General features: G+C 66.2%; 25 protein-coding genes. 13 read left to right on the forward strand and 12 right to left on the reverse strand.

Annotated elements, in window-relative coordinates; translation table 11 throughout:
• Nucleotides 1-13 precede the first annotated feature (13 nt).
• Nucleotides 14-766, forward strand: coding sequence for an FAD-binding oxidoreductase (locus CBI38_RS23955; RefSeq protein ID WP_109332778.1), 753 nt, complete (start codon nucleotides 14-16; stop codon nucleotides 764-766).
• A 10-nt stretch (nucleotides 767-776) separates the two neighbouring features.
• Here CBI38_RS23955 and CBI38_RS23960 read toward each other — a convergent pair whose 3' ends face one another.
• Both CBI38_RS23960 and CBI38_RS23965 read right to left on the reverse strand, forming a co-directional pair.
• On the reverse strand, nucleotides 777-1,940 hold the full coding sequence (locus CBI38_RS23960) for a globin domain-containing protein (protein ID WP_109332781.1): 1,164 nt from the start codon (nucleotides 1,938-1,940) through the stop codon (nucleotides 777-779).
• 111 nt (nucleotides 1,941-2,051) lie between these two features.
• A complete protein-coding gene (locus tag CBI38_RS23965; protein ID WP_109332782.1) occupies nucleotides 2,052-3,629 on the reverse strand; it encodes an AMP-binding protein in 1,578 nt (525 codons plus the stop codon).
• Nucleotides 3,630-3,823: 194 nt separating this feature from the next.
• On the opposite strand from CBI38_RS23965, the gene CBI38_RS23970 reads away from it, so the two are divergent.
• The 5 genes from CBI38_RS23970 to CBI38_RS23990 all read left to right on the forward strand — a co-directional run bounded on the left by CBI38_RS23970 (nucleotide 3,824) and on the right by CBI38_RS23990 (nucleotide 8,146).
• On the forward strand, nucleotides 3,824-4,297 hold the full coding sequence (locus CBI38_RS23970) for a CinA family protein (RefSeq protein WP_109332783.1): 474 nt from the start codon (nucleotides 3,824-3,826) through the stop codon (nucleotides 4,295-4,297).
• Between the two features lie 84 nt (nucleotides 4,298-4,381).
• On the forward strand, nucleotides 4,382-4,789 hold the full coding sequence (locus CBI38_RS23975; protein ID WP_109332784.1) for a ChaB family protein: 408 nt from the start codon (nucleotides 4,382-4,384) through the stop codon (nucleotides 4,787-4,789).
• On the forward strand, nucleotides 4,786-5,967 hold the full coding sequence (locus CBI38_RS23980) for a zinc-dependent alcohol dehydrogenase (protein WP_109332785.1): 1,182 nt from the start codon (nucleotides 4,786-4,788) through the stop codon (nucleotides 5,965-5,967). The genes CBI38_RS23975 and CBI38_RS23980 overlap by 4 nt, the downstream gene beginning before the upstream one ends.
• Before the next feature lie 99 nt (nucleotides 5,968-6,066).
• Entirely contained in the window at nucleotides 6,067-7,560 is a 1,494-nt protein-coding gene (locus CBI38_RS23985; protein ID WP_109332787.1) for an FAD-dependent oxidoreductase, read from the forward strand.
• A 22-nt stretch (nucleotides 7,561-7,582) separates the two neighbouring features.
• Nucleotides 7,583-8,146 carry a type 1 glutamine amidotransferase domain-containing protein gene (locus tag CBI38_RS23990; protein WP_109332788.1) on the forward strand — a complete coding sequence of 188 codons (564 nt, stop codon included), beginning with the start codon at nucleotides 7,583-7,585 and terminating at the stop codon, nucleotides 8,144-8,146.
• On the opposite strand, the gene CBI38_RS23995 is transcribed toward CBI38_RS23990, so the two are convergent.
• The 3 genes from CBI38_RS23995 to CBI38_RS24005 form a co-directional block, all read right to left on the reverse strand.
• On the reverse strand, nucleotides 8,147-8,623 hold the full coding sequence (locus CBI38_RS23995) for a DUF4383 domain-containing protein (RefSeq protein WP_109332789.1): 477 nt from the start codon (nucleotides 8,621-8,623) through the stop codon (nucleotides 8,147-8,149).
• A gap of 87 nt (nucleotides 8,624-8,710) precedes the next feature.
• Nucleotides 8,711-9,898: a sensor histidine kinase gene (locus CBI38_RS24000; protein WP_109332791.1), complete on the reverse strand. Its 1,188-nt coding sequence runs from the start codon at nucleotides 9,896-9,898 to the stop codon at nucleotides 8,711-8,713.
• A gap of 1 nt (nucleotide 9,899) precedes the next feature.
• Nucleotides 9,900-10,526: a response regulator gene (locus tag CBI38_RS24005; RefSeq protein WP_204164995.1), complete on the reverse strand. Its 627-nt coding sequence runs from the start codon at nucleotides 10,524-10,526 to the stop codon at nucleotides 9,900-9,902.
• A 263-nt stretch (nucleotides 10,527-10,789) separates the two neighbouring features.
• Here CBI38_RS24005 and CBI38_RS24010 point away from each other — a divergent pair, with 263 nt between their 5' ends.
• Complete coding sequence (locus tag CBI38_RS24010) at nucleotides 10,790-11,266, forward strand: hypothetical protein (RefSeq protein WP_109332793.1); 477 nt, start codon at nucleotides 10,790-10,792, stop codon at nucleotides 11,264-11,266.
• Between the two features lie 59 nt (nucleotides 11,267-11,325).
• Nucleotides 11,326-11,472 carry a hypothetical protein gene (locus tag CBI38_RS38515; RefSeq protein WP_204164813.1) on the forward strand — a complete coding sequence of 49 codons (147 nt, stop codon included), beginning with the start codon at nucleotides 11,326-11,328 and terminating at the stop codon, nucleotides 11,470-11,472.
• Between the two features lie 54 nt (nucleotides 11,473-11,526).
• Here the strand turns inward: CBI38_RS38515 and CBI38_RS24015 are convergent, their stop codons facing one another.
• The 4 genes from CBI38_RS24015 to dnaK are packed head-to-tail and all read right to left on the reverse strand — an operon-like array spanning nucleotide 11,527 to nucleotide 15,620.
• Entirely contained in the window at nucleotides 11,527-11,934 is a 408-nt protein-coding gene (locus CBI38_RS24015) for a heat shock protein transcriptional repressor HspR (protein WP_109332794.1), read from the reverse strand.
• A complete protein-coding gene (dnaJ, locus tag CBI38_RS24020; protein WP_109332797.1) occupies nucleotides 11,934-13,106 on the reverse strand; it encodes a molecular chaperone DnaJ in 1,173 nt (390 codons plus the stop codon). The genes CBI38_RS24015 and dnaJ overlap by 1 nt, the downstream gene beginning before the upstream one ends.
• Before the next feature lie 22 nt (nucleotides 13,107-13,128).
• Nucleotides 13,129-13,779, reverse strand: coding sequence for a nucleotide exchange factor GrpE (gene grpE, locus CBI38_RS24025; protein WP_109332798.1), 651 nt, complete (start codon nucleotides 13,777-13,779; stop codon nucleotides 13,129-13,131).
• The gene (dnaK, locus tag CBI38_RS24030) at nucleotides 13,776-15,620 is read right to left on the reverse strand and encodes a molecular chaperone DnaK (RefSeq protein ID WP_109332799.1); all 1,845 of its coding nucleotides are present in this window, start codon (nucleotides 15,618-15,620) and stop codon (nucleotides 13,776-13,778) included. The genes grpE and dnaK overlap by 4 nt, the downstream gene beginning before the upstream one ends.
• Nucleotides 15,621-16,080: 460 nt before the next feature.
• Here dnaK and CBI38_RS24035 point away from each other — a divergent pair, with 460 nt between their 5' ends.
• Entirely contained in the window at nucleotides 16,081-16,647 is a 567-nt protein-coding gene (locus CBI38_RS24035) for a hypothetical protein (RefSeq protein ID WP_109332804.1), read from the forward strand.
• 6 nt (nucleotides 16,648-16,653) lie between these two features.
• Here the strand turns inward: CBI38_RS24035 and CBI38_RS24040 are convergent, their stop codons facing one another.
• The gene (locus CBI38_RS24040; protein ID WP_109332813.1) at nucleotides 16,654-16,914 is read right to left on the reverse strand and encodes a hypothetical protein; all 261 of its coding nucleotides are present in this window, start codon (nucleotides 16,912-16,914) and stop codon (nucleotides 16,654-16,656) included.
• A 760-nt stretch (nucleotides 16,915-17,674) separates the two neighbouring features.
• Here CBI38_RS24040 and CBI38_RS24050 point away from each other — a divergent pair.
• The 4 genes from CBI38_RS24050 to CBI38_RS24065 all read left to right on the forward strand — a co-directional run bounded on the left by CBI38_RS24050 (nucleotide 17,675) and on the right by CBI38_RS24065 (nucleotide 22,115).
• Nucleotides 17,675-18,217, forward strand: a complete 543-nt coding sequence (locus CBI38_RS24050; protein ID WP_109335316.1) for a DinB family protein — start codon at nucleotides 17,675-17,677, stop codon at nucleotides 18,215-18,217.
• 111 nt (nucleotides 18,218-18,328) lie between these two features.
• The gene (gene galT / locus CBI38_RS24055; RefSeq protein ID WP_109332817.1) at nucleotides 18,329-19,495 is read left to right on the forward strand and encodes a galactose-1-phosphate uridylyltransferase; all 1,167 of its coding nucleotides are present in this window, start codon (nucleotides 18,329-18,331) and stop codon (nucleotides 19,493-19,495) included.
• Nucleotides 19,492-20,685: a galactokinase gene (gene galK, locus CBI38_RS24060; RefSeq protein ID WP_109332818.1), complete on the forward strand. Its 1,194-nt coding sequence runs from the start codon at nucleotides 19,492-19,494 to the stop codon at nucleotides 20,683-20,685. The genes galT and galK overlap by 4 nt, the downstream gene beginning before the upstream one ends.
• A 110-nt stretch (nucleotides 20,686-20,795) precedes the next feature.
• Entirely contained in the window at nucleotides 20,796-22,115 is a 1,320-nt protein-coding gene (locus CBI38_RS24065) for a DUF2252 domain-containing protein (protein WP_109332819.1), read from the forward strand.
• A gap of 4 nt (nucleotides 22,116-22,119) precedes the next feature.
• On the opposite strand, the gene CBI38_RS24070 is transcribed toward CBI38_RS24065, so the two are convergent.
• Both CBI38_RS24070 and CBI38_RS24075 read right to left on the reverse strand, forming a co-directional pair.
• Nucleotides 22,120-23,616 carry a dynamin family protein gene (locus CBI38_RS24070; protein ID WP_109332829.1) on the reverse strand — a complete coding sequence of 499 codons (1,497 nt, stop codon included), beginning with the start codon at nucleotides 23,614-23,616 and terminating at the stop codon, nucleotides 22,120-22,122.
• The gene (locus CBI38_RS24075; RefSeq protein WP_109335317.1) at nucleotides 23,613-25,412 is read right to left on the reverse strand and encodes a dynamin family protein; all 1,800 of its coding nucleotides are present in this window, start codon (nucleotides 25,410-25,412) and stop codon (nucleotides 23,613-23,615) included. Before CBI38_RS24075 ends, CBI38_RS24070 begins: the two co-directional genes overlap by 4 nt.
• Nucleotides 25,413-25,465 lie beyond the last annotated feature (53 nt).

Consider the following 25,465-nt stretch of genomic DNA (forward strand, 5'->3'; position numbering starts at 1 on the left):
GAACAGCACACACATGCACGCCACGCAGACCACCTGGATCAGCACCGTCGTCGAACATCACCGCCTGCGACAAGATCTTGCGGTGATCCGCCTCGTCGGCGAGTACGTCCCGTTCCGGCCGGGTCAGTACGTCGACGTCAGCGTGCCCCAGAACCCGCGGTTGCTGCGCAGGCTGTCGCCAGCGCTGCCCCCGTCACTGGACGGCAAGCTGGAGTTCCATGTGCGGACCGTGCCCGGCGGCTGGGTGAGCGGCGACATCGTGTCGGATACCGAACCCGGTGACCAGTGGCAGATCCTCGAACCTCGCGGAACGATGTCGGTCGACGAGGACGGGCCGGACGTGATCATGATCGCCGGAGGCACGGGGTTGGCCCCGTTCCGATCCATCTTGCTGGACCTCGCGCGGAAGCCGAATCCGCCGCGGGTCTTCCTGTTCGTCGGCGACCGGACGCCACGGGACCTCTACGCGTCCGACATGCTCTACCTGCTGTTGCAGAATCTGCCCTGGCTCACCGTGGTCCCGGTGGTGGAGAGCATCACGAATCCCGACTGGGCCGACGAATGGCACGAGCGGACCAGGGTGGACGTCGGGTTCTCCGACGACGACCTCATCGAGGGCACCCTGCCCGACGTCGTGACGTCCTACGGGGCCTTCACCGACCACCAAGTACTGGTGTGCGGGTCGGCAGCCATGGTGCGCGCCACCCTGGACCGCCTGCGAGATACCGGAACACCGGCCGAGAACATCCAGTACGACCCGTACTGACCGGGCGGGATCAGTACGACGGATCGTGCCGGATGTTCTCCGGCGGAGTTCCCGCCGCCTGCAGCCGGAACTTGGTGGTATTGATCATCGCCTCGGATCCGACCAGCTGGATGTCGCGCTCGGACCACGTCCCGAAGTCGGCGACGACCTGGCCGACCTTGCCGGTGAGCCTGCGGTGCATGCCGGGCAGCGCCGCGCTGCTGGGGCCGGTGTACCACCAGGGGTCCTCGTCTTCTTCGGTGACGGGCACGACGGTGAGCCACGGATTCTGTTCGGCGAGAGCCCACAGCGTGCCCAGGTCGTACAGGTCGCAGGGATAGCGGCCTGCGAAGAACAGATGTACCCGAAGATTCTGCGGGCGCCGGGCCATGTCGAGTATCTGGGCGCGCAGCGGGGCGATGCCGGTACCCGAACCGATCATCAGGGCGTCGCGGCCGTTCTCGAACCGGACCCCGAGGTCGCCGAGCGGTGATCCGACCACCCACCGCTCACCCACCTGTGTCTGGGTGACGATGGCCGGACTGACCCAGCCGCCGGACACCCGGCGTATGTGGAACTCGATGATGCCCTCGTCGTTGGGCGGGTTCGCCGGCGAGAGATAGCGCCACATCCTGGGCCGTGAGGGCACCTGCACGCTCACGTACTGGCCGGGGTTGTAGCTCATCGGCTCGTCGAGTCGGAGCCGGACCACCGAGATGTCCTTGCGAACCGGTAGATGCTCGATGACGGTGGCACCCCACGCCGGTGGCCCCGACTCGGCGTTCGCGGCGTCCATCATGGTGGCGGCGATGACGGAGAGCACGTCACGCCACGCCTGCTCGAGTTCGTCGGTCCACGGCTCGGTGGACGGAAATTGTTCCACCGCGGCGATCAGGGAATTGCCCACCGCGACGTAGTGCGCGTCCTGCACGCCGTACTTGCGGTGGTCGCGGCCGAGCTGCGCCAGGTAGGTGAGGATCTGCCCGGACTGCTCGAGGCGGTCGATGACGTACTGGACAGCGGAGATCAATCGGTCGCGCTGCACATCCATCGCCGCAGGGAAGAAGTCACGTGTTTCCGGATACCGTGCGAACAACAGGGCATAGAACGACCCCGACAGCGTCTGCGGCCCGTCCGGTACTGCTGCAATTGCCTTGAAACTCGACCGGACCAGGGATATTGCCTGTGAATCCACCGCGCATCCTCGTCACCGACTGAACGCGGCCACGCCGCGAAGTACTTGGGCAGACTATAGGTGCGACGGCTGTGCCGCCGACCAGGTCCCTCGATAGATGCCCAGGTCCCGCTAACCGACCGACCGGTCCGACGTCTCCCAGTAGCGCGCCCGCAGCGCCTTCTTGTCCAGTTTGCCCAGAGCCGTCACCGGAAGCGTCTCGACGAAATCGACCGACTTGGGCGCATGAACCGACCCCTTCGCCGCCCGCACCCTTTCGACGAGTTCCGCCGCCTCGACACTCTGTCCTGCGCGCAGCACGACACAGGCCTTGACTGCTTCGCCCCACTTCTCGTCCGGAACGCCCACGACGGCGACCGAGCCGACGGCGGGATGTGCCGAGATCACGTCTTCGACCTCCCGGGGAAACACGTTGAAGCCGCCGGTGACGATCATGTCCTTCTTGCGGTCGACGATGGTCATGAAACCGTCTTTGTCCTTGCGCGCGATGTCGCCCGTGTGCAGCCATCCACCGCGGAACGCTTCGGCAGTCTCGTCGGGCTTCTTCCAGTACCCCTTCATGACGAGTGGACCGCGGACACAGATCTCCCCGAGTTCGCCTTGCGGAACTTCGTTGAGGTCGTCGTCGAGCAGCGCCACCTTCAGCCACGGCACCGGCCGGCCACAGGTGGCGAGCCTGCTGGGGTCGTTGGGCAGATGCTCCTCTTTACGCAGAACCGCAATGGTCATCCCGCATTCGGTCTGGCCGTAGAACTGAAAGAAGATCGGCCCGAACTTCTCGATGCCTTCCTTCAGCCTCGCCGGCGACATCGCCGAGGCGCCGTAGAACAGTGTCTCCAGGCTCGACACATCGCGCCGGGCGAGGTCGGGATGATCCATCAGGAGGTAGATCATCGTGGGCACGAGCATGGTGGCCGAGATCTTGTGTTTCTCGATTGCCTCCAGCACGGCACCGGGCTCGAACGCGGGCAGCACGATCAGCGCGCCACCGCGCAGCAGGGTGGGAATGAAGAACGCGGCGCCGGCATGCGACAGCGGCGTGCAGATGAGGAAGCGCGGCTCTTCCGGCCACTGCCACTCCGCCATCTGGATCTGATTGAGTGTGGCGCCGGACTGGTAGGACCCGACGACGCCCTTGGGCTTGCCCGTCGTGCCGCCGGTGTAGACCATGCTGCTGTTGTCGTCGGCGTCCACCTCTGCCGCGCGCAGGCGTTGCGGAGTAAAAGTGGCGGCGAGCGCGAGGATGTCGATACCGACCTCGGACGGCCCCAGCGACAACACGTTCTCGATGGAGGAACACTGCTCCTTCAGCTGTGCCGCACGGTCCTCGAAAGCGTTCGGGTCGAAGATCAGAGTTTCGATCTCGGCGTCGCCGACGATGTAGAGATGGTCGTCGAGCGAACCCATCGGGTTGAGGGCACTCGCGCGGCAACCGGAGATCATGGTGGCGCCCATGCTGATGAGAACCTCGGGCCGGTTCTTGGACAGCATCGCCGTGCTGGTGCCCTTGCCGATTCCGAGCGAGGCCAGTGCCTGCGCGAAGCAGCTGATCTGATCGCGCATCTCACCGCCGGTGAGCACGACATCGCCGAGGTACAGGGCCGGCTTGTCGGTGTTGCGTTCCAGCGCGGTGATGAGGAGATCGGCCGCGAAGGCGGGGCGATGCAGTTGTGCGAGCTCGTCGGTCATCAGTCGTCCTTTTCGTTCCCGCGACGCCGAGGCGCTTGGTCCGGCGACCTGGTGTCCGTTGTCCTCCGGTCCCCGACACCATAACCGGATTTCGACAAAACTGGAACCTGTTCCACTAATGCGATGAGGTCGTCGTCAGCCAGCGCTTCCTCTTTACCCGAGAGCCTGGGGCGCGGTTCCGTTAACGTGAAGACATGGGTTCGAACGAGACGACCGCCGAACGTATCGCCGACGCGGCCGGGCGCGCACAGGTGTCCGTCGCGACTGCCGAATCACTGACCGGCGGCCAGATTTCCTGCGTCCTCGGAGCCGCGCCGTCGTCGTCGGATTGGTATCGGGGGAGCATCGTCGCCTACTCCAGCGAAGTGAAGCATCGGGTACTGAAGGTGCCGGATGGCCCCGTCGTGAGCGAGGCCAGTGCCCGCGCCATGGTGGCAGCGGTCGCGGAGATACTCGACGCCGACGTCGCTGTTGCGGTGACGGGTGCCGGTGGACCGGACCCGCAGGACGGTCAGCCGCCCGGCACCGTGTGGTTCGGCGTCATCGCAGGCGGCGAGGTCAGCGCCGAGTTGCAGCACTTCGACGGCGACCCGAAGGACGTGGTCGACGCCACCACCGAGCATGCGCTCTCGCTCCTCGCGAAGACCCTCGACGGTCTGTCCGACTGATGCCCGCGGGCGCACGCCCCGATTGAGCCCGTCCTCCCCGGGTACCCGTGCTCGAAAGGCCACCACCCACGTGAGGAGGATCCCGTGCCGAAGACCACCCAGAGTGGAAAGCCGAAGAAGAGCGAACTTCCCTCGACGCTGCAGAAGTCACCGGACAAGGCCCAGCGCACGTTCACGAAGGCCTACGACTCGGCGATGGACGAGTACCACGACGAAGAGCGCGCCCACCGCGTCGCCTACGCGGCACTCGAGCACGGCTTCGAGAAGGTGGGAGACCACTGGGAAGCGAAGGACGAGAAAGGCCCCTCGGACAAGCGGGCCGAGAGCGGCGGCCCGAACGCGTCGGGAGAGACCGCCGAGGGAGTCGACGCCGACGCCAGCAAGGACCACCTCATGGACATTGCCCGCAGGCTCGATGTTTCCGGTCGATCGACGATGAAGAAGGACGAACTGGTGGAGGCCATCAAGAAGGCGAATCGGAGAGCGCGATGAAGGCGGTGACCTGGCAGGGTAAGCGGAAGGTCAGCGTGGACACCGTCCCTGATCCGGTGATCGAACAGCCCACCGACGCCATCATCGAAGTCACGACCACGAACATCTGCGGGTCCGACCTCCATCTCTACGAGGTGCTGGGCGCCTTCATGAAGCAGGGTGACATCCTCGGTCACGAGCCCATGGGCATCGTCCGCGAGGTGGGGTCTGCAGTCACCGATGTTCGGGTCGGGGACCGCGTCGTCATCCCGTTCCAAATTTCTTGCGGCGCTTGTTACATGTGCAATCAGAAGTTGTACACCCAGTGCGAGGTCACACAGATTCGTGAGCACGGGTCCGGTGCGGCCCTGTTCGGGTATTCGAAGCTGTACGGCAGCGTGCCCGGCGGCCAGGCGCAGTATCTTCGGGTCCCGCACGTGGCGAACACGCACATCACCGTGCCCGAAGGACCTCCGGATTCGCGGTTCGTCTACCTGTCCGACGTGTTGCCGACCGCCTGGCAGGCGGTGGAATACGCTGCCGTACCCGACGGCGGTTCCGTCGTCGTTCTGGGGCTCGGCCCGATCGGGGACATGGCGGCACGCATCGCCGCGCACAAGGGTTTTCGGGTCATCGGGGTCGATCTCGTCCCCGAGCGCCTCGCCCGTGCGCAGGCACGGCAGATCGAGACAGTGGACCTGAACGACGCCAAGGACGATCTGGGTGACGTGATCCGCGAGATGACCGATGGGCGTGGCCCCGACTCCGTCATCGACGCGGTGGGCATGGAAGCACACGGGTCGCCGGGTGCGAAACTCCTCCATCAGATGACCTCCTTCTTGCCGGACGCCATCGCGGGACCTCTGATGACGACGGCCGGAGTGGACCGGTTGCATGCGCTGTATTCGGCCATCGACATCGTCCGCCGGGGTGGCACGATCTCCCTGAGCGGTGTGTACGGCGGGATGGCGGACCCCATGCCGATGCTCCGCTTGTTCGACAAGCAGATTCAGCTCCGCATGGGGCAGGCGAACGTCCTGCGGTGGGTCCCGGACATCCTTCCGTTGCTCACCGACGACGACCCGCTGGGCGTCGACACCTTCGCCACTCACGAGCTTCCGCTGGATCAGGCGCCGCACGCCTACGACATCTTCCAGAAGAAGCAGGACGGCGCAGTGAAGATCCTGCTGCGGCCGTAGTCGTCCACGCTTTCTTAACGAAAACCCTTCGGGCGCTGTGCCGCCCGGCACCCGAAGGCGCGTCGTTTCAACGACAGATCAGAAGGGAAAGCGCACACCATGACCTCTCTGTGGCTCGACCGAACCGAACCGTTCAGCCTTCCCGTCGACGCCGAGCAGTCCTGGAACGAGCGCGGAAGATACGACACAGTGGTGGTGGGCGGCGGCCTGACCGGCCTCGTCACAGGGTTGCTGCTCGCGCGTTCCGGCCAGCGGGTGGCCGTCGTGGAAGCCCGGACTCTCGGGGCTGTCACCACCGGAAACACCACGGGCAAGGTCAGTATCCTGCAAGGCACACGGCTTGCCGAGATCGCGCGCCGGCATGCCACGCACACACTCCGCTCGTACGTCGAAGGCAATCTCGAGGGCCAGCAGTGGTTGATCCGGTACTGCCACGAACGCGACATCCCGGTCGGCATCGCACCGGATTTCACCTACGCGCAGACGTCCTCGGGCGCCGAATCCGTTCAGGCACAGTACGCCGCGTGCCGCGCCGCCGGACTGTCCGCGCGACTCGTCAGCGACCTCGACATCCCGGTGCCGAATGCCGGGGCGGTCACTCTGGACGATCAGGCGTACATCGATCCGATGCCCGTGTTGCAGGCACTCGCGCGAGACATCCTCTCGCACGGCGGGACCGTCTTCGAACGTCGGCGGGTGACCGGCGCACGCTCGGTACCGAAGTCGCAGGTTCTCACCACCGACCACGGCGATATTCGAGCCGACCGGGTGGTTCTGGCAACGGGTATACCGATACTCGACCGTGGCGGGTTCTTCGCACGGCTGTCGCCGGAGCGGTCGTATGCCGCGGCATTCGACATCCCCGGCGGTGCACCCGACGCCATGTATCTGAGCGCCGATCAGCCCACCCGCTCGCTGCGCCCTGCTGCGGACGGAACGAAGCTGCTCGTCGGCGGTAACGGTCACGAAGTCGGGCGCACCGACTCGGCTCAGGGTGCCGTCGACGATCTGATCAGTTGGACGACCCAGTACTTCCCCGGCACCACCCTCACCCACCGCTGGTCGGCCCAGGACTACTCGTCACTCGACAAGCTGCCCTATGTCGGGCCGCTCGTACCAGGACAGGAGGGCATTCTCGTCGCGACCGGATTCGCCAAGTGGGGCATGACCAACGCCGTCTCCGCCGCTCTCGTACTGTCCGCACGCATCCTCGGCGGGCACATCCGCTGGGCCGACGCGTTCCACAGTTGGTCGCCCCACCAGGTGTTCGACGTGACGGCCGCCGCCAAACTGAACGGCTCCGTCGCCGTCCACCTCGCCTCGGGGTGGGGCGGTGCGCTCCTCGGTCGCCGCACTGCAGACGACCCCGCACCGTCCGCCCGCGTAATCCGGGAAGGACTGGTCCCCGTAGGTGAGCACACGAAGGACGGCCACACCGAGCGCGTCTGCGTGGTGTGCCCCCACCTGGGCGGGGTGCTGAAGTGGAACGACGCCGAAGAAACCTGGGACTGCCCCCTCCACGGTTCCCGGTTCGCCTCCGACGGCAAGGTTCTGGAGGGGCCGTCGACCCACGACCTACGTCGCGTTACCTGAAAATCGAACGAAGGGAGTAGCCATGACATCGGCTGAAACACTGCGCGGCCGGAAAGTTGCCATCCTCGCCACCGACGGCGTCGAAGAAGTAGAGCTCGTCGAACCACGCAGGGCAGTCGAGGACGCCGGCGCGGAGGTGCGTCTGATTTCGTTGTCCCCCGGCCGTATTCAGGCCATGAAGTCGGACGTCAACGAGGCCGGAACCTATGAGGTCGACGCCGTTGTCGGTGATGTGTCGGTGGAAGACTTCGACGCGTTGATCCTTCCCGGCGGCACCACCAACCCCGACCACCTGCGCCAGGACGAGTCGGCAGTCGGCTTCGTCCGCGACTTCGTGAACTCCGGCAGACCTGTCGGCGTCATCTGCCACGGACCCTGGACCCTGGTCGAAGCCGACGTGGTCCGCGGCCGCACACTCACGTCCTATCCGAGCGTGCGCACGGATATTCGCAATGCGGGCGGCAACGTCGTCGACGAAGAGGTCGTGGTCGACAACGGATTGGTGTCGAGCCGCAACCCCGACGACCTCCCCGCCTTCTGTTCGAAGATCGTCGAGGAGTTCGCCGAGGGTCGCCACGACCGGTGATCAGTCCATGGGCGAGTGCGGACGGGTCGCGTCGGTTGCCGGCGTGGCCCCCATCCGTGCCGTCAGCACACCCAGTCCGATCATCCCGACACCGAGCACGAAGTGCAGCCAGTTGTCGGCCGTGTTGACCGGCACAAAGTTGGCGGAACTTTCCTGATCGATGAGGAGCCCGTAGATCCACAGCACGAGATAGATCACGCCACCGCCGATGAGGAACAGGCGTGCGGTGTGTGCCGCCCGGGCCAGGACGATGCCGGCCACACCGAACAGCAGGTGCACGACGTTGTGCAGGATCGACACCTGGAAGATCCCCAGCAGCTTCGCTTCCGAGTGGTGGCCCGCACCGCTGAGGGCGTCGTAGTCGGTGGTGATTCCCGGAATGAACCCGAGTATCCCGACGAGCAAGAACACCGCACCCACGGCGAGGGCAGCGATCTGCACGGGCGAACGGGTGACAGACGCATCACGTGTACTCATAGCACTCCTTTTCTAGGCGACATCTTTGAGGCGACATCGGATGCTCACCGTTTACCCAGCGTGGAATGCCATCAACCGATTGGGCGTTCAGTCTGCGTCGGGCACGGTGACCACCACCCGCGTTCCCCTCCCGGGCGCCGAGGTCAGATCGAACGAGCCGCCGAAACTTTCTACCCGGACGATGTGTGACGCCAGCCCGATGTGGCCCTGCGCCACCCGCTTCGGAACGACGGCGGGGTCGAATCCGGCCCCGTCGTCCTCGACAGTCATGACCAACCGCCCGCGCTCGCGGGTGAGCCGCAACTCGACGGTCGTGGCCTGAGCATGCCTGCCCACGTTCGCCAGGAGTTCACTGGCCACCCGGTAGAGCAGTTCCTTCGCGGCCGGATGCCCTACCTCGTCGAGGGCCGTCCGCACCTCGAGGCCACCGCGGTGTGCATGTGTGTCGGCCAGTTCGCGCAACGCCGCGGTGAGTCCGAGCTGGGCGAGCACCTGGGGATGCAGCGTCGTCACCGTGGAGCGCAGTTGGCCTGCGGCCTCTCGTAATGCGGACTCGGCAGCGGTGAGCCTGTCGTCCGGATGCCTCTCCAGGGCCTCCTCGACGTCGAGGCGGGCGGCGAGAACGTTCTGCAACGGGCCGTCGTGCACATTCTCGGCCAGCTGCCTGCGTTCACGTTGTTCGGCATCCATCGATTCGGCGACCAACTGTTTACGGACGTCGAGCAGTGAGATGACTGTGGCCGATCGCCGGACGAGGACATAGGACAGCGCAGTGGTCGCGGCCGCGAGCCACAACAGGAAGCCGACATACAGGTACACCTCGTCCGGGAAGCCGACGGCATCGTCGCGCTTGGAGTACACGATCCAGACGGCCTGATATCCCACGGCCGTACAGAGTCCGACTATCGCCGTCAGACGGGGCCGGTACTGGAAGGCCACCGAGATCGGCAGCAGGAAGAACACCGGCAGCAACACCGACGTCGCACCACCCGAGGCGATACACAAGGCCAGCACTGCGGTGACGTCGACGGCGGTGGACGCCCACCCCGCCCACGGGCCCACCTCCCGCATGAGCACGACGGCGAGCCAGATCACGGCGACGAGTGCGTAGACGATGAGCAGACCGGTGAAAACGTCCGGCTGCCAATGCGATACGTGGATCACCGGGCCCAGTAATGCCATGAGCCCGATGAGCGGCAACCGGAGCACGGCCGTGACCCGAACCGCTTCGGTGGTGTAGCGCCGGACTACGCGCCGCTGGAAGGGAGCCGGCACGTCACTCCAGCAGCCCGCGTCGCATCGCCTCGGCGACGGCGGCGGCCCGATCGCTCACACCCAGCTTGTCGTACAGGCGTTGCACGTGCGTCTTCACCGTCGACGGAGCGAGATACAGCTCGCGGGCGATCGTGGGGATGCTCTGCCCCCGGGCGATCAACACCAGCACCTCCCGCTCGCGGCCACTGAGTGTGGGCCCGGCCGGTTCACTGCGGCGACGAACTTCGCCTGCCAGTCCCACGGCCAGGGACGCCGGCAGCACGTCGCGGCCCTGCGCGCACTCGCGGACGGCCAGGACGATCTCGGCGCGGGTCGACTCCTTGGGCAGGAATCCCGCGGCCCCCTCCTGCAGCGCGTGATACACGATCGCCGACTCGTCATGGGCCGACAGCAGAAGCACTCGCGTGGTCAGTTCGGCATTGCGCACCGCCGCCGCCACCTGCGCACCGTCGAGTTCGGGCATGCGGTAATCGAGCAGCGCGACATCCGGCACCAGGGAACGGATGAGTGCGAGGGCCGCGGCACCGTCGTCGGCCTCCCCGACCACCTCGATGTCCTCGCTGGCGACGAGCGCCCGGACCACTCCGTCCCGGAAGATCGGATGGTCGTCGCCCACCACGACACGCACGATGCTCACGGCGCGGCTCGATGCGATGTGACTCCAGCGAAGCCCATTGCTCACTTTCTCACGAGACGAGGCCCGCGCGGAGCACTTCGCGGCGAAGGTGTCCCCCGATCGGTGGACCTCGAGTTCATCCCGCTCTCCGTCCTGTCGGTGGACAGACGTCGGCCCTGATCCGCGACATAGTTGATGCACACCGGAAACGGGACACGGACACTGAGTTCCACTCCCCCACAGACTCTTTCCTACCGAGCACAGGAGAATCCACCATGCGTACCCCCACCCGCCGCCGCGTAGCCCTGTTTTTCGCCCTGCCCGCCACGGTTCTGACCGTCGCCGGTCTCGCGGTGGCCGCAAGCGGTGTCGCCACCGCAGGAACGATGCCGACGTCGGGCCCCACGATCGCGATGACGATCAGCAACGACACCGACCTGCCGATGGTCCTCGCGGGTTCGTCGAACCCCTACGGGCAGTGGATTCAAGCGCCGTCGGACTACCTCGCCCCGCACAGCAGCCAGATCGTGAAGGCATTCTCCAACGACCCGAACGGCGTCGAGGTGGACGCCACCTACTCGCTACCCGGTGGTGCTCAGGCCGTGTTCCGCGCCGACAACTACAGCAACACCACCGACGTGGACGGCACTCGCGTGGACGCCGACTTCGGCCACACCTACGGCATCAGCAGCTGGATCGACTCCGGCTACCCGAACATGAACGTCGGCTACCACCTGTACGGACATCCCTGACGACCCGACCGACTACCGATCCTTATCGACCACCGAACTTTCGACGAAAGCCAGAGACCATGATCATGCACGTCAAGGACACCCCCACCCCGACAGTCTCCCGAACGATGTGGACCACCGAGGAGATCAAGGCACGTCTCGAGGAGATGGACATTCCGCGCACACGCACTCGCCGCGGGTCCCGCTGGGGCAACCGCGACCGATAACCACCGCTGGGTCAGCGTTTGTGTCACCGCTAAGCCAGCGCTTGTGTTACTCGATCAGCGTTTGTGTCTGGGCTTCCAGACGACGAGTGCGTTGCTGCGGGGGATGGGAACGAGGTCACGCCGGTAGCCGGCGTGTACCTGAGCGAGTTCCTCGGCCAGCTCCCGCACCCGGTGTTGTAGCGCTTCCACCTGATTGGTGAGTTCGATGATGCGCTTGATACCGGCGAGGTTGACACCCTCGTCCTGGGAGAGGCGCTGGACCTCGCGGAGCAGTGCGACGTCGCGCGGGGAGTAGCGTCGGCCGCCACCCTGGGTGCGGTGCGGGGTGACGAGGCCCAGACGGTCGTAGTTACGCAACGTCTGGGCGTGCATCCCCGCAAGCTCCGCCGCCACAGAGATCACGAAGATCTGGGCATCGGGGTCAACGGACGCGTCGTGTGGTTCCTGAGTTGTATCGGTCATCACGCACCTGCCCACCCGGCCCTGGGGTCGAACCCACTGGCCTTTTCGGCTTCCAGATAGGTTTTCAATGCGTCGACTGCGGGGTCGTCCAGTTTCTGCGGTACCGCAATCTTGACGGTGACCAGCAAGTCACCTGCCCCGCCGCCACGCTTGGGAACGCCTCTGCCGCGGACGCGGAGGATGCGTCCGTCCGCTGTTCCCGCCGGAATCTTCACGCCGACACGCCCCTCCAAGGTGGGGACGGAGACGGTCGTACCGAGCACGAGTTCACCGTAGCTGACCGGCACCACGACGGTGAGGTCGTCGCCGTTGCGGCCGAACACCTTGTCGGGTCGCACCCGCACGGTGACGAACAGATCACCCGACGGCGCACCGCGCAGGCCCGCCTCCCCTTGCCCGGCCAGCCGGATCTTCTGGCCGTCACTGACACCGGCCGGAACGCGGACCGTGATGGTGCGGGTGCGGTTGGTCACCCCGTTGCCGTGGCACACCTCGCACGGAGAATCGATGATGGAGCCGGTACCGCGGCAGTCGTCACACGGTTCGCTGAAACCGAAGGCGCCCTGGTTGCGGCTGACGATCCCGGTTCCGTTGCAGCGGGGGCATACCCGCGGGCTGGTTCCCGGCTTGGCTCCGCTGCCGTGGCACGTGGTGCACGGCGATGGGCTGGTGAGGCGCAGCGGAACCGTGACACCGAGAGTGGCCTCACGGAATTCGAGCGTCGTCTCGGTCTCCACGTCGCTTCCACGACGCGGACGACTGGACGTGCGGGTGGCGCCGCCGCCGGCACCGCGGTTGAACAGTCCTCCGAAGAGGTCACCGAGTCCGTCGGCCGCGGCGCCGCCACCGCCGAACAGGTCGTTGATGTCGAAACCGCCCTGGCTGAAGCCACCACCGGCTCCGGGGCTGAATCCACCCCGGCCGAAACCGCCGCTGGCGAACAGGCGCCGGGCTTCGTCGTACTCCTTGCGTTTTGCGGGATCCGACAGCACGGCGTGCGCCTCACTGACGGACTTGAACCGCTCCTCCGCCTTGGTGTCGCCGGGGTTCGCATCCGGGTGGAGGTCGCGGGCGAGCTTGCGATACGCCTTCTTGATCTCGTCCGCGGACGCGTCGGACGAGACGCCCAGCTCCTTGTAGAAGTCCTTCTCGATCCACTCCCGTTGGCTCACTGGGCGTCTCCTCCTCTCGCTCTTATTCTTGTTCCGACTCGGCGGGCTGTGCAGCCTCGTCGGAGGTATTCTCTCCGCCTTCGACGCGATCGATCACAGCTACCATCGCATGCCGCAGGACGCGGTCACCGAATTTGTAGCCCTTTCGCATCACGGTGCCCAGCACGGGATCGTGACCGTCTCCCTCGTGCTGCACTGCCTCGTGCAGCGACGGGTCGAACGGATCGCCCTCCGCGCCGAACTCGCTCAGACCCAGAGAGGTGAGCGCGCCGGTGAGCTTGTCTGCCACAGCCTTGAGCGGCCCCGAGTCGAGGTCGCCGTGGCTGCGTGCCCGATCGAGATCGTCGAGCACACCGATGAGTTCACCGACCACCGACGCCTTGGCCGACTCGATGTCGACCTGCTTGTCACGCTGGACGCGGCGACGGTAGTTCGCGTACTCGGCCTGCAGTCGCTGCAGGTCGGCGGTGCGCTCGGCCAGCTCGTCCCTCTCGGGCGCAGCAGCCTGCTCCTGCACTTCCCCTTCGTCCACCGAGCCGGGCTGCGGAGCGGCGGCGGCGCCCGCGAGGGACTCCGTCACCGGTTCCGCTTCCCGCACCTGACCGGTCTCGGGGTCGATCTTCCGCTTGTCCACGAAAGTGACCGGTTCCTGCTCGGTGTTGTCGGACGTCACTTCTTCTCCGCGTCGGAAGGCTCGTCCACGACCTCGGCGTCGACCACGTCATCGGAGCCGTTGCTGCCGGCGCCGTCGGTGTTCGCCGCCTCTTCAGCAGCGCTCGCCTCGTAGATCGCCTGGCCCAGGGCCTGCGACTCCGTGGCCAGCTTCTCCACCGCGGACTTGACCGCTGCGATGTCCGTGCCGGCCAGGGCGTCGTTGGCTTCCTTGATGGCAGCCTCGACCTTCTCCTTGACGTCTCCGGACACCTTGTCCTCGTTGTCCTTGATGAACTTCTCGGTCTGGTGCACCAGCGACTCGGCTTGGTTGCGAACCTCGGCCTCCTCGCGACGCGCCTTGTCCTCCTCGGCGTGCGCTTCCGCGTCCTTGATCATGCGGTCGATCTCTTCCTTGGACAGACCGGAGCCGTCCTGGATCTTGATCGTGTTTTCCTTGCCGGTGCCCTTGTCCTTCGCGGTCACGTGCACGATGCCGTTGGCATCGATGTCGAAGGTGACCTCGATCTGCGGCACGCCCCGCGGAGCGGGCGGCAGTTCGGTGAGCTCGAAGGAACCGAGGAGCTTGTTGTGCGAGGCGATCTCGCGCTCACCCTGGAACACCTGGATCTGCACCGACGGCTGGTTGTCGTCGGCCGTGGTGAAGGTCTCGGACCGCTTGGTCGGGATGGTGGTGTTGCGCTCGATGAGCTTGGTCATCACCCCACCCTTGGTCTCGATACCGAGCGAGAGCGGCGTGACGTCGAGGAGCAGCACGTCCTTGACCTCGCCCTTGAGGACACCGGCCTGCAGGGCAGCGCCCACGGCGACGACCTCGTCCGGGTTCACGCCCTTGTTGGGCTCACGGCCGCCGGTGAGCTCACGGACCAGGTCGGAGACGGCGGGCATGCGGGTGGAACCACCGACGAGCACGACGTGGTCGATGTCCTTGACCGCGATACCGCTGTCCTTGATGACTGCCTGGAACGGGGCACGGGTGCGGTCGAGCAGATCGGAGGTGATCTTCTGGAATTCGCTGCGCGAGAGCTGCTCGTCGAGGAACAGCGGGTTCTTGTCCGCGTCGACGGTGATGTAGGGCAGGTTGATCGAGGTGCTCTGCGAGGAGCTCAGCTCGATCTTCGCCTTCTCCGCCGCCTCACGCAGGCGCTGCAGCGCCATCTTGTCCTTGGTCAGGTCGATGCCGTTCTGACTCTTGAACTTCTCCACGAGCCAGTCGACGATGCGCTGGTCCCAGTCGTCACCACCGAGGTGGTTGTCACCGGAGGTGGCGCGGACCTCGACGACGCCGTCACCGATCTCGAGCAGTGAGACGTCGAAGGTGCCGCCACCGAGGTCGAACACCAGGATGGTCTGTTCCTTGTCGCCCTTGTCCAGGCCGTAGGCGAGTGCCGCGGCGGTGGGCTCGTTGACGATGCGCAGCACATTCAGGCCGGCGATCTGGCCGGCTTCCTTCGTCGCCTGACGCTGGGCGTCCTCGAAGTAGGCGGGGACGGTGATCACGGCGTCCGTGATGTCTTCACCCAGGTATGCCTCGGCGTCACGCTTGAGCTTCATGAGCGTGCGCGCGCTGATTTCCTGAGGGGTGTACTTCTTGCCGTCGATTTCCACGTTCCAGTCGGTGCCGATGTGGCGCTTGACGGAGCGGATGGTGCGGTCGACGTTGGTGACCGCCTGGTTCTTGGCGGGCTGGCCGACCAGCACCTCGCCGTTCTTGGCGAAGGCGACGATCGACGGGGTGGTGCGAGAGCCTTCGGCGTTGGCGACCACTACGGGCTCGCCGCCTTCCAGCACAGACACGACCGAGTTCGTTGTACCGAGGTCGATACCGACCGCACGAGCCATAGTGTTCCTCACTTTCGTTTTGCAGTTCCGGAGGCAGAGTTTTTTCGTACCGAACTGCGATGTTGGCGCTTGGTGAGCGCCCTCGGCTCAAGTTTGCACCCGAACCGCGTCGGGAGTCAATTCGAACTTGAGCCTGGGGCACTCAAGATTGTCAGAAGGCTCAACGGGCCGTACTCCGGATTTGTTCCCAGTCGCTGCGGACATCTTCCCGGCCGTCGACAGCACCCTGTCCCACCCCGCGGCCAGGTCGTCGAGACGGTGAATGTACCTTTCGGCGCATCTGAGGCGTCGAAAGGTACATTCACCCGGTGGAGGGTGTGTCCGGCTGAACCGATGGCAGCCAAGTGGAGGAGATCACCCTGTGACTGCGCTGCGGAACGCAGCTCTCCGGGAATCGGTCGCAGCGCACCACTGAGCGAGTCGGCACGGTCGCTCGCGACATCTCGATAGGATTCCCACCGTGACGACACCCGAACAGCCGCCACGGCGCCCGGCCCCGCCGCGGCCCGTCCCGCCCCGTCCGGAGTTCGCGGTTACGCCCCTGCGCACCGCGCCGACCGACTCCACCCCGAAGGCAGTGACGGTCTCACTGACCGCGTGGATAGGTTCGTTCGTCGTTCTCGCCGGCATTGCGGGCGCCGTGGCTCTGGACCTTCGCGCCGTGCGTGATGCACTCGAGGCCTCGGTGGCCGCGGAGAATCCCGCTGACTCCGCCCAGGACATCACCGACACGGTGAACTTCACGCTGATTGCCAGCGGCGCCATCGCGGTCGTGCTTATTCTCCTGGCACTCCTCGGCATACAGCTCTTCCGGGCCAGAAAAATGGCGGGCCTTGTCACGCTGGTGGTGATCGGCCTCCTCAGCGCGGCCGGTGGCGTCGGATTCTGGACCCTTCTGTCGGACGCCGGCGACGCCACGGCAGGGGTGTTGCAGTGGGCGCCGCTGGCCTACAGCGCACTGGTCGCCGTCGGCGTCCTCGCCCTGTTCGCGCCCGGAGTGTCCGCCTGGTTGCACCGACGCCGCTGATCCGGCTCAGGCCTGGCACGAATCCGTGCTGCCCGCGAACTCGGGATCGGGGTCGTATTCCTTGTTCGACGTGCCGGAGTACTCGGGATCGGGGTCGTACTCGTCGTTGGTCGTCCCGGTGAAGTCCGGATCCGGGTCGTACTCGTCGTTGCTCGTTCCCTCATAGGAAGAATTGCACGCCGGAGTGGCTGCCGCCACCTGTGTGACCGATGCGGCGCCGAAGAAGAGTGCCGCGGCCGCCAGGGCAGTAAGCGTGGTACGGAACATGATTGGGACCTTTCAGAGATGACCGAGTGAGGTAACCGAGCGGGGTGAACCGGGCAGCGCGGGCAGATCGAAGAAGACGCGGCATCACAGCAGGACGAGACAGGCAGGGGGCGACGTACACCGGATCTGTGGGGGCGGCCTGTGCGCGGGCTCCTCGGTGCCCCACCCCGGATACTGCACACCGGAAGCGTGAAAGCCGTGTACGTGACCGTTCATATGGCGCACTTCCCACACCTCGGTGGAGACCGGCTCCACAACTTTGTCGACTCGTCCCAAGTCCATCGACCGTTCGTTGGCCCGACTCGAGTTGGTGATGTCGAAGTGGCGCGTCACCGAGGGGATACCCAATTTCGGACGGAAAAACAGTTGTCGGCGAACTTCTTTTCCGCGACGGGCACTATGCGCCGCCGTGGACCTCGACGCAAGGCTTCGCCTCACTGCCGATCGGGTCGAACTCACCGAGGAATCGGCCGCCTTCCGTGGGGCGAATATCACCGGAGATCCTGTCCCCCAGCAGATGTCGTCGGTACCGAGGTGTTGCCGCGACACGGTCGATCGCCTCACCCCCAACGCACCGGCCCCACGACTACACAGTGGCCGCGGCTCCGATGTCGGCAGAAGTTTCATGGTTGAAATCCTGCGCTGCAGCCGGTGTCGGCACATCCAGGAATGCACCCAACTTCGACCCCGAGAAACACCCCGAGACTGCCCTGCCTAACAAGGACCGTTTCTGACCGCAATACCGCCTATGGTTCTGTTCATGACCACTTCTGAGAAGCCCTCGATCACCGGCGAATGCGCGGACATTCTGCAGATCCTGCAGGAGCAGCGAGCCACCTTGCTCATCACCGTCCGCGGCATCGACGACGCGCAGGCACGTCAGCGCTCCACCGTCAGCGACCTGACACTCGGCGGCCTGATTAAGCACGTGTCCCACACCGAAAAGCACTGGGTCGAAACCATTCTCGAACCGGACGAGAACGCGGAGTTCGACATGGAATCGGCGATGGAGCAGTACTACATGCGAGAGGACGAAACCCTCGAGGGGCTTCTGGCCGATTATGCCGAGGTGGCCCGCGCGACGGAGGGCGCGCTGGCGGGCCTGAGCGACCTGGACGTACTCATCCCGCTCCCCACCGCGCCGTGGGCACCTGAGCGGCAGTGGTGGACAATCCGCCGGACCCTGCTCCACATCATTCGGGAGACCGGCCACCACTCCGGTCACGCCGACATCATTCGCGAATCCCTCGACGGTGCCAACACGACGAAGACGATGGGCACCGACGCCGGTATGGAGTTCTGAGAGGTCGACGCATCACCCATCGTCCCTCGACGCCGGGATACCGTGAGGAGATGCCCTCGAAGCAGCGCGTTCGGGGCACTCGGTCGTTCGGCAAGAGGGAAGGATTGCTCGATGGCGGTGCGTGACGAGGAAAGCGCGCTGCGAGCGCCTGCCGGGAGCAGGGTGCGTAAAACCCGGACGAGGCTGGCAGACGGGCGCGAGCTCATCTACTTCGACGACTCGGAGCCGTACGTCTCCGGTGCGGCCACCCGTGAACTGGTCGATTCCAGGCCTCTGCCACCCGCCGTCTCGCAGTCGCAGATGCGTTTCGACGTCCTCACGGGTGAGTGGGTTGTCATCGCGGCGCAGCGAATGGATCGCACGTTCCTCCCCCCTGCCGACGCGTCACCACTCGCCCCGAGCCGGCCCGGTAAGCCGCCCACCGAAATACCCGCCGACGACTACGACGTCGTCGTCTTCGAGAACCGCTTTCCCGCGTTGGCGACCGTTGCAGAGGAACAGCACCTTCCCGGGCGCGTCGATGACGAACCACTGTGGCCGCTGGCCCCGGCGTCGGGCCGATGCGAGGTGGTCTGCTTCAGCAGCGACCCCGACGCGCGGTTCTCGTCCTTGGACCCCGGCCGGGTCCGCACCGTGATCGACGTCTGGGCCGACCGCACCGCCGAACTGTCTGCGCTGACCGGGATCCGCCAGGTGTTCTGCTTCGAGAACCGCGGTAGGGAGATCGGGGTGACGCTGACCCACCCTCATGGGCAGATCTACGCCTACCCGTTCCTGCCGGCGCGCACCGCCACGCTGATCCAGCGGTCGCGCGCACACGTCGCGCGGACGGGCAGGCTGTTGCTGTCGGACGTGCTCGACGCGGAAAAACGCGCGGGCCGGCGGATCGTCCTTGCCGCCGAGCATTGGACTGCCTATGTGCCCGCCGCCTCCCGGTGGCCGCTCGAAGTGCACCTCGCGCCGCACCGCGACGTCCGAGACCTCGCCGAACTCGACGACGCCCAACGTGACGAACTCGCGCTCGTCTACCTCGAACTGCTGCGGCGGGTCGACCGCTTCTTCGACGGCCTCGACGCCGTCCCCTACATCGCCGCATGGCATCAGGCGCCGGTGGGCGACGATCGCCCCTTCGGGCGCCTGTACCTCCAGCTGTACTCGATGATGCGGTCGCCCGGCCGGATGAAGTACCTGGCGGGTTCCGAGTCGAGCATGGGCGCCTGGATCAATGACACCACCCCGGAACGCATCGCCGACCGCCTGCGCGAGGTGGCCCCGTGACGGCACCATCTCGGGTGGAACCCGCCCACGACCTCACCGTCGCTGCGGGCGCGGAAGCCTTGTTCCGCAGCACCTTCGGTGGAGCCGCTGACTGCGTGTGGGCGGCACCCGGGCGAGTCAACCTCATCGGCGAGCACGTCGATTATGCGGGCGGGCTCGTTCTCCCGTTCGCACTCCCCTACGTCACCGTGGTGGCCTCCCGCATCCGGAACGACGACCTGATGCGCTGCGTCTCCACCCACACCACCGACAGGTGGCAGGGTGCAGTGTCCGAGGTGGCGCCGGGACGTCCGTCCGGGTGGGCCGCCTACCTGGCGGGTGTGCTGTGGGCGTTACGCGAATCGGGCATCGCGCCGGCAGGAACAGGCTTCGACGTCGCGGTGCACTCCACGGTTCCCGTCGGTTCGGGGCTGTCGAGTTCGGCGGCGCTGGAATGCGCGTTCGCGCTCGCCGTCGCCGACTCACTCGGGCTGCCCACGAACACGGACGGACGCCGGACGCTGATCGACGCGTGTATCCGCGCGGAGAACGAGATCGTCGGGGCCGCGACCGGGGGAATGGATCAGTCGGTCGCGATGCTCGCCCGGCCCGGGCACGCCCTGCTGCTGGATTGCCGCAGCGGCGACAGCCGCCTCGTTCCCCTCGACTTCGCGTCGGCGGGCGCCCAACTCCTGGTGATGGATACCAACGCTCCGCACAAACTGGCCGACGGGCAGTACGGCGCGCGGCGGGCGACGATCGAGCGGGCATGCGCGAACCTGGGTGTGGACACGCTGCGGGACATTCGCGACGTGGACGGCGCACTCGCCGCGCTGACGGTGCCACAGTCGGTGCCGCGGGTGCGGCACGTTCTCGCCGAAATTCGGCGCGTCGTCGAGGTGACCGAGCTGCTGGCGCAGAACCGCATCGCCGACATCGGGGACGTCCTGACCCGGTCCCATCGCTCGTTGCGGGACGACTACGAGGTCAGCTCCGTCGAACTGGACTGCGCCGTCGAGGCCGCCCTCGACGCCGGAGCGTGGGGAGCGCGAATGACGGGGGGCGGTTTCGGCGGCTCGGCCATCGCCCTCGTTCCGGTCGACCGGGTCGAAGACGTGGTCGCACACGTACTCCACAGGGCCGCATCCGCTTCGTTGCCCACCCCGCAGTTCCTGTCCGCCACGCCGTCGTCCGCGGCGCGCCGACTCTGAGACGGGATCGTGCGAGTCCTTTCGCCAGCGGTGGTACGAGCAGTGTCGCTAACGTGGGTAGTCCGGTGACGCCCACGTGCGGGTATCGGACTCGCGACAAGGAGGGCATTGTGAACGATGCCGATTCGACCAGGCAGAAGCAGATTGTCGGCGCCCTCGTCGAGGCGTTTGCCGATCTCATGGAGGCAGACCCGAGCGCTTTCCGTACCAAGTTCCGGAAGATGGCGGCCAACCCGTTCGCCTTCTACCGGGGCAGTGCCTGCCTGTTCTACAACGACATCCGGGACTTCGACGACCCCTGGGCAGATGACCGCACCAGCAGGGTGTGGATCCACGGCGACCTGCACCTGGAGAACTTCGGAACCTACATGAACTCGGAGGGCACCCTGGTCTTCGACGTCAACGACTTCGACGAGGCCTACGTCGGGCACTTCAGCTGGGACCTTCGGCGCTTCGTGGCCAGCCTCGCGCTGATGGGCTGGCAGAAGGCTCTGCCCGAGAGTGATGTCCGGGCACTGGCAGAGACCTATCTGCGTACGTACGTCGAACAGGTCATGCACTACGTACAGCAGGAGGCGGACGACGCGTACGCGCTGCGACTGGACAACTCCCGCGGCAGTATCCACGACCTTCTCCTGCAGGCCCGCCTCGCCACCCGTGTCAGCCTCCTCGACTCCGTCACGGTGCTCGACGATTACGACCGGCACTTCCGTCGCGGCCGCGGGGTCCGGGAACTGGACGAGAACGAACGCGACACCGTGTGCGAGTCGCTGGACGCCTACATCGAACGAGTGCCCCCCAACAAGAGGTCGGAGCGCCCGGTTTTCTATCGCATCAAAGATGTGGTGGGGCGCAAGGGCTTCGGGATCGGCAGCGCCGGACTGCCGGCGTACAACGTGCTCATCGAGGGCGCAACCCAGGCACTGGAGAACGACATCGTCCTGTCCATCAAGCAGGGCAATGTCGCGGCCCCGAGCCGCATCGTCGACGAGCCGGCCGTCCGCAATTACTTCGAGCACGAGGGTCACCGCACCGTGGTGAGCCAGCGCGCCCTGCAGGTCCACACCGATCCCCTGCTCGGCTACACCGAGGTCGGGGACACCGGATTCGTGGTCGCCGAACTGTCACCGTATGAATTGGACCTCGACTGGTCCGACCTCACCGAACCGGAGGAGATCGCCCCCGTGCTCGAAGACCTCGGCCGGGCGACCGCGAAGGTTCACTGCGTCTCCGACGAGGACAGTGATCAGACCCTGGTCACATTCCAGACCGAGGACGCCATCCACGGTGTGATCGAGGGTCGGCTCGACCAGTTCGTCGAGGAGATCATCGACTTCGGGCTCGCGTATGCGGAGGTGAGCCGCAAGGATCACCAGCTGTTCGTGGAGGCATTCCGGGAAGGCGAAATCGCGGGCGTCTCGGCAACCTGACGCGCTACAGGAGTACCGAGTTCAGCTCTTCCAGGACGCCTTCCGCGCTTCGTGCGGCAACGGTGCACGCCCGGGCGGTGAACTGGTCCAGCAGCGGGTGACGCGCGCGTTCCCGCCATTTCCGGACGGCGGCGAGTGCCCTCATCCGCTGCAATTCCACCGCGTCGTCATTGTCGGTCCCGAGCCGCTCGGAGATCGAGATCCCGAATCCGCCGATCAGTCGCTGCAGCTCGGCCAGGTCGTCGGGGGGTAGCCCCACCTCGGTGGACCGCAGCCGCCCGAGGAGCCGCAGTTCCTGGAAACCGTGCACATCGGACAGCAGACGCTCGGCAGCCAGCAGGATTCCGCCTGCGCCCTGCACCGGATGGGCGGTGAGCACCCGCTTCAACGCAACCAGCGCGGAGTGTGTCTTCAACTGGTCGGCACGCTGCCCGAACTGGATGTCGATGACCTGACGCAGCTCGTCGAGCCCACTACGCTCCACCAGTTCGGCGGCCAGCGTCGGCGAGTCCCTGGTGCCCAGCCGAATCAACGTGACGGCCATTCGAATGCCGAACAGCCCGAACCGGTCGGCCAGCTGCGCCCGCATCCGAGCATCGACGGGCAGCGGGCTGTCTTCCCGCGCGAAACGGTCGGCCGACAGCATGGCCATGTTCAGGTCGTCCACCGACACCTCGGCCAGGTGCTGGAATGCGGCGAACTCGGCCTGCCGCATCGTACGGGCACCCAAGGCCAGCAACCCCGCGACGGGAACCACCGCCTGACACAGCCCGGTGCGTTCGAGCTCGCCCGCGAACCGGGACGCCACTTCCTTCGCCGACATCATGGCGTCGAGGCGTCCCGCCCCCACCTCGTCGGCCCGGGACACGACACCGACCACACCGAGCGGACCCGACTCGTCTCCCACGTGATCCCCGATCTGGCCGAGGAACTGCACATCCGTCGCATTCAGGGTGCGCAGAAGGTAGACGACGGCGTCGGCACCGGAAGCCTCGTTATCGGGGGTGAGCATCTCGAGGGTGCGCGCCGACACGTCCCGCGACAGCGAGGAGGTGCCGGGGGTGTCGATGATGGTGGTGTGGGCCAGCGCCGACGAGGGCCACTCCACATCGAGCCGGTCGACCTGCGCGGCGGTCAGGTGCCCGAGGTCGAAAGTCAGATGTCCGTCCCGGCGCAACACCGGAACGTTCGCCGAGGCCAACGCGCCGTCGGGGCCGTCCGCCTGGTACCAGGCGGTGACGGCGGGCGTCGACCCGCTGCGGTACCACGTGACGACACGGGTGCACTCCGTCGCATCCGTCGGGGCGATGTCTTGGCCCACCAGCGAATTGAGCAACGTGGACTTACCGGCTTTCAGAGAACCCGCCAGCGCTACCCGCAGTGGTTGTTCGAGGCGGCGAGCGCATTCGGTGAGCTGATCGCGAATCTCGGGCCGGCCGGCGTAGAGCTGCCTGGCCGCCGCGATCAGCCTGCGGGCCTCCGGAAGTGGCGCTGCGGTCATGCCGTGATCGCTCCGGCGTCGCCGGCGACGAGCTGGGCTGCCCGCCCCTTCAGTTCGGAGGCGATGTGCAGATCCTTCTCGAGTTGCGCGATCCGGCGCGTGCGCTCGGTGGACTCGAGGTTGGCCGCCTCCTGCGCGGCACGCAGCGAATCGTTGATCGAGCGCAATGCCTGCTCGGCGATGCCTGTGAAGTGATCGCGCAGCAACCGCTGGATCGAGCGGAGCCGGTCTTTCGACTCCTTGCCCACCTGGAAGCTGGCGTCGTCCGCGAACCGGCGGATGGCCGCCTTCGCCTCGCCCCGCCGCTTGAGGACCCGGCTCTCCTTGTCCTCTCGATACGCTTTGGTACCGAGAAGGACACCGGCCCCGATCGAGATGGGGTTGACCAGCGCCATGCCCATCATGGTGGTGATGAGCCCGAACATCAGCACACCACCGTACGAGCCGCGCATACCGACGAGCACTTTCTGGGTGATGCCGATCCGCCCCGACTCGAGATCTGCGAGCGAAGCGACGGGCTCGAGGACCCCGTCGACGTTCGCGATGTCGAGGTGCGGAAGCTCCACGGCACCGGTTTCGGCGAAGTGTTGAGCCACCACCTCGGCGAGCCACAGCGCGCGGTCGTGCGCCCACACGAAGTTGTCACCGATAGCGGTGGCGAACTCCTGCTCGAGCCACTGCCCCAACGCGTCCCAGTCCTTGCCCGGGTCGCCCTGGTCGACGGTTTCTTCGGCTTCGCGCGTCACGCGGCGCAGCCGGTCGCGGAGATCGTGATCGATATCCGCGGCCAGGTCGGCGATACCGTCTCCGAGGGTCTGCTGCCACAGCGACGTCCGCTTGTGCAGATCTTCCGCCGCGGCCTTCGCCTTCTGCAGCTCGGCGACCGCAGCGACGCCCTTGGCCGGATCACGAAGGGCAGCAAGCTCACTACCGATTCCCAGGGTCAGATGCTCGGCCACCGAGGACACGTCGAGCGACACCGCGCGACGCGTGTTCGACTCCGCGCGGGCCACCACCCGATCGCGGAGGAAGGCGTAGAGCTCGACGAAGCCCGATTCGGTGTTGAGCTCCTCGTCCTGCAGCCGCAGTGCATGGGAACGGAGGAGGGAGGAAATGGGAATCAGCGGTACGTCGAGGCCGGCGCGCGCGAGGTGCCCTCGATCGGCCTCGACGATGTCCCGCCAATGGGGATACAGGTCTGTCTTGCTGATCAGGCAGGCCACCGACGGGCACAGGCTCGTGACCTGCCTGATGAACCCGAGCTCCGGTTCGGTGAACTCCTGGCTCGCGTCGGAGAGAACGAAGACGGCGTCGGAGGCGGGAATCAGCCCGAGCGTGCTCGCGGCGTGTGGATTGCCTGCGCCGCCCACGCCGGGAGTATCGACCAGGACCAAGCCGTCCGCCAGCAGTGGACTCGGCACGTTGACCTCGACCCGCAGTACCTCCCGACCCCCGGCCCGGGGCGAGGCGGGCGTAATGCCGGTCAGCTCCTCGAGAGGCAGCGGGACCCGGATCGGATCTGCGCCGGGATCGGCGAGGACGAGTTCCGCCGACGCAGTCTCCGCATTCTGTACAAGGGTGGGAATGGCGGTGGTCTCGTCGTCACCGACCGAGCACACGGTCAGGTTGAGCAGTGAATTCACGAACTGGCTCTTGCCCTGCTTGAGCGGGCCGACCACCACGATGCGCATCCGCGGATCGAGGACGCGGGTCCGGGCCTGGTCCAGCCGCTGCGCCAGATCTCCGCGTCCGAACCGCCGCGCGACATCCAGAGTCTGCTCCAGCAGGGCGGTCATGGATTGCGCAGTGGTGGCGCCGTGCTCGGCGGTTGCACTGTGCTCGGTGGCAC

The organism is Rhodococcus oxybenzonivorans (genome assembly GCF_003130705.1).
Taxonomy (GTDB): domain Bacteria; phylum Actinomycetota; class Actinomycetes; order Mycobacteriales; family Mycobacteriaceae; genus Rhodococcus_F; species Rhodococcus_F oxybenzonivorans.

What these genes read in the sequence shown, in the direction of transcription:
- CBI38_RS23955 (WP_109332778.1), top strand. Translation starts at nt 14, where the DNA reads ATGCACGCCACGCAGACCACCTGGATCAGCACCGTCGTCGAACATCAC.
- CBI38_RS23965 (WP_109332782.1), bottom strand. Translation starts at nt 3,629, where the DNA reads ATGACCGACGAGCTCGCACAACTGCATCGCCCCGCCTTCGCGGCCGAT.
- CBI38_RS23970 (WP_109332783.1), top strand. Translation starts at nt 3,824, where the DNA reads ATGGGTTCGAACGAGACGACCGCCGAACGTATCGCCGACGCGGCCGGG.
- CBI38_RS23980 (WP_109332785.1), top strand. Translation starts at nt 4,786, where the DNA reads ATGAAGGCGGTGACCTGGCAGGGTAAGCGGAAGGTCAGCGTGGACACC.
- CBI38_RS23985 (WP_109332787.1), top strand. Translation starts at nt 6,067, where the DNA reads ATGACCTCTCTGTGGCTCGACCGAACCGAACCGTTCAGCCTTCCCGTC.
- CBI38_RS23990 (WP_109332788.1), top strand. Translation starts at nt 7,583, where the DNA reads ATGACATCGGCTGAAACACTGCGCGGCCGGAAAGTTGCCATCCTCGCC.
- CBI38_RS23995 (WP_109332789.1), bottom strand. Translation starts at nt 8,623, where the DNA reads ATGAGTACACGTGATGCGTCTGTCACCCGTTCGCCCGTGCAGATCGCT.
- CBI38_RS24010 (WP_109332793.1), top strand. Translation starts at nt 10,790, where the DNA reads ATGCGTACCCCCACCCGCCGCCGCGTAGCCCTGTTTTTCGCCCTGCCC.
- CBI38_RS38515 (WP_204164813.1), top strand. Translation starts at nt 11,326, where the DNA reads ATGATCATGCACGTCAAGGACACCCCCACCCCGACAGTCTCCCGAACG.
- CBI38_RS24015 (WP_109332794.1), bottom strand. Translation starts at nt 11,934, where the DNA reads ATGACCGATACAACTCAGGAACCACACGACGCGTCCGTTGACCCCGAT.
- dnaK (WP_109332799.1), bottom strand. Translation starts at nt 15,620, where the DNA reads ATGGCTCGTGCGGTCGGTATCGACCTCGGTACAACGAACTCGGTCGTG.
- CBI38_RS24040 (WP_109332813.1), bottom strand. Translation starts at nt 16,914, where the DNA reads ATGTTCCGTACCACGCTTACTGCCCTGGCGGCCGCGGCACTCTTCTTC.
- CBI38_RS24050 (WP_109335316.1), top strand. Translation starts at nt 17,675, where the DNA reads ATGACCACTTCTGAGAAGCCCTCGATCACCGGCGAATGCGCGGACATT.
- galT (WP_109332817.1), top strand. Translation starts at nt 18,329, where the DNA reads ATGGCGGTGCGTGACGAGGAAAGCGCGCTGCGAGCGCCTGCCGGGAGC.
- CBI38_RS24070 (WP_109332829.1), bottom strand. Translation starts at nt 23,616, where the DNA reads ATGACCGCAGCGCCACTTCCGGAGGCCCGCAGGCTGATCGCGGCGGCC.
- CBI38_RS24075 (WP_109335317.1), bottom strand. Translation starts at nt 25,412, where the DNA reads ATGACCGCCCTGCTGGAGCAGACTCTGGATGTCGCGCGGCGGTTCGGA.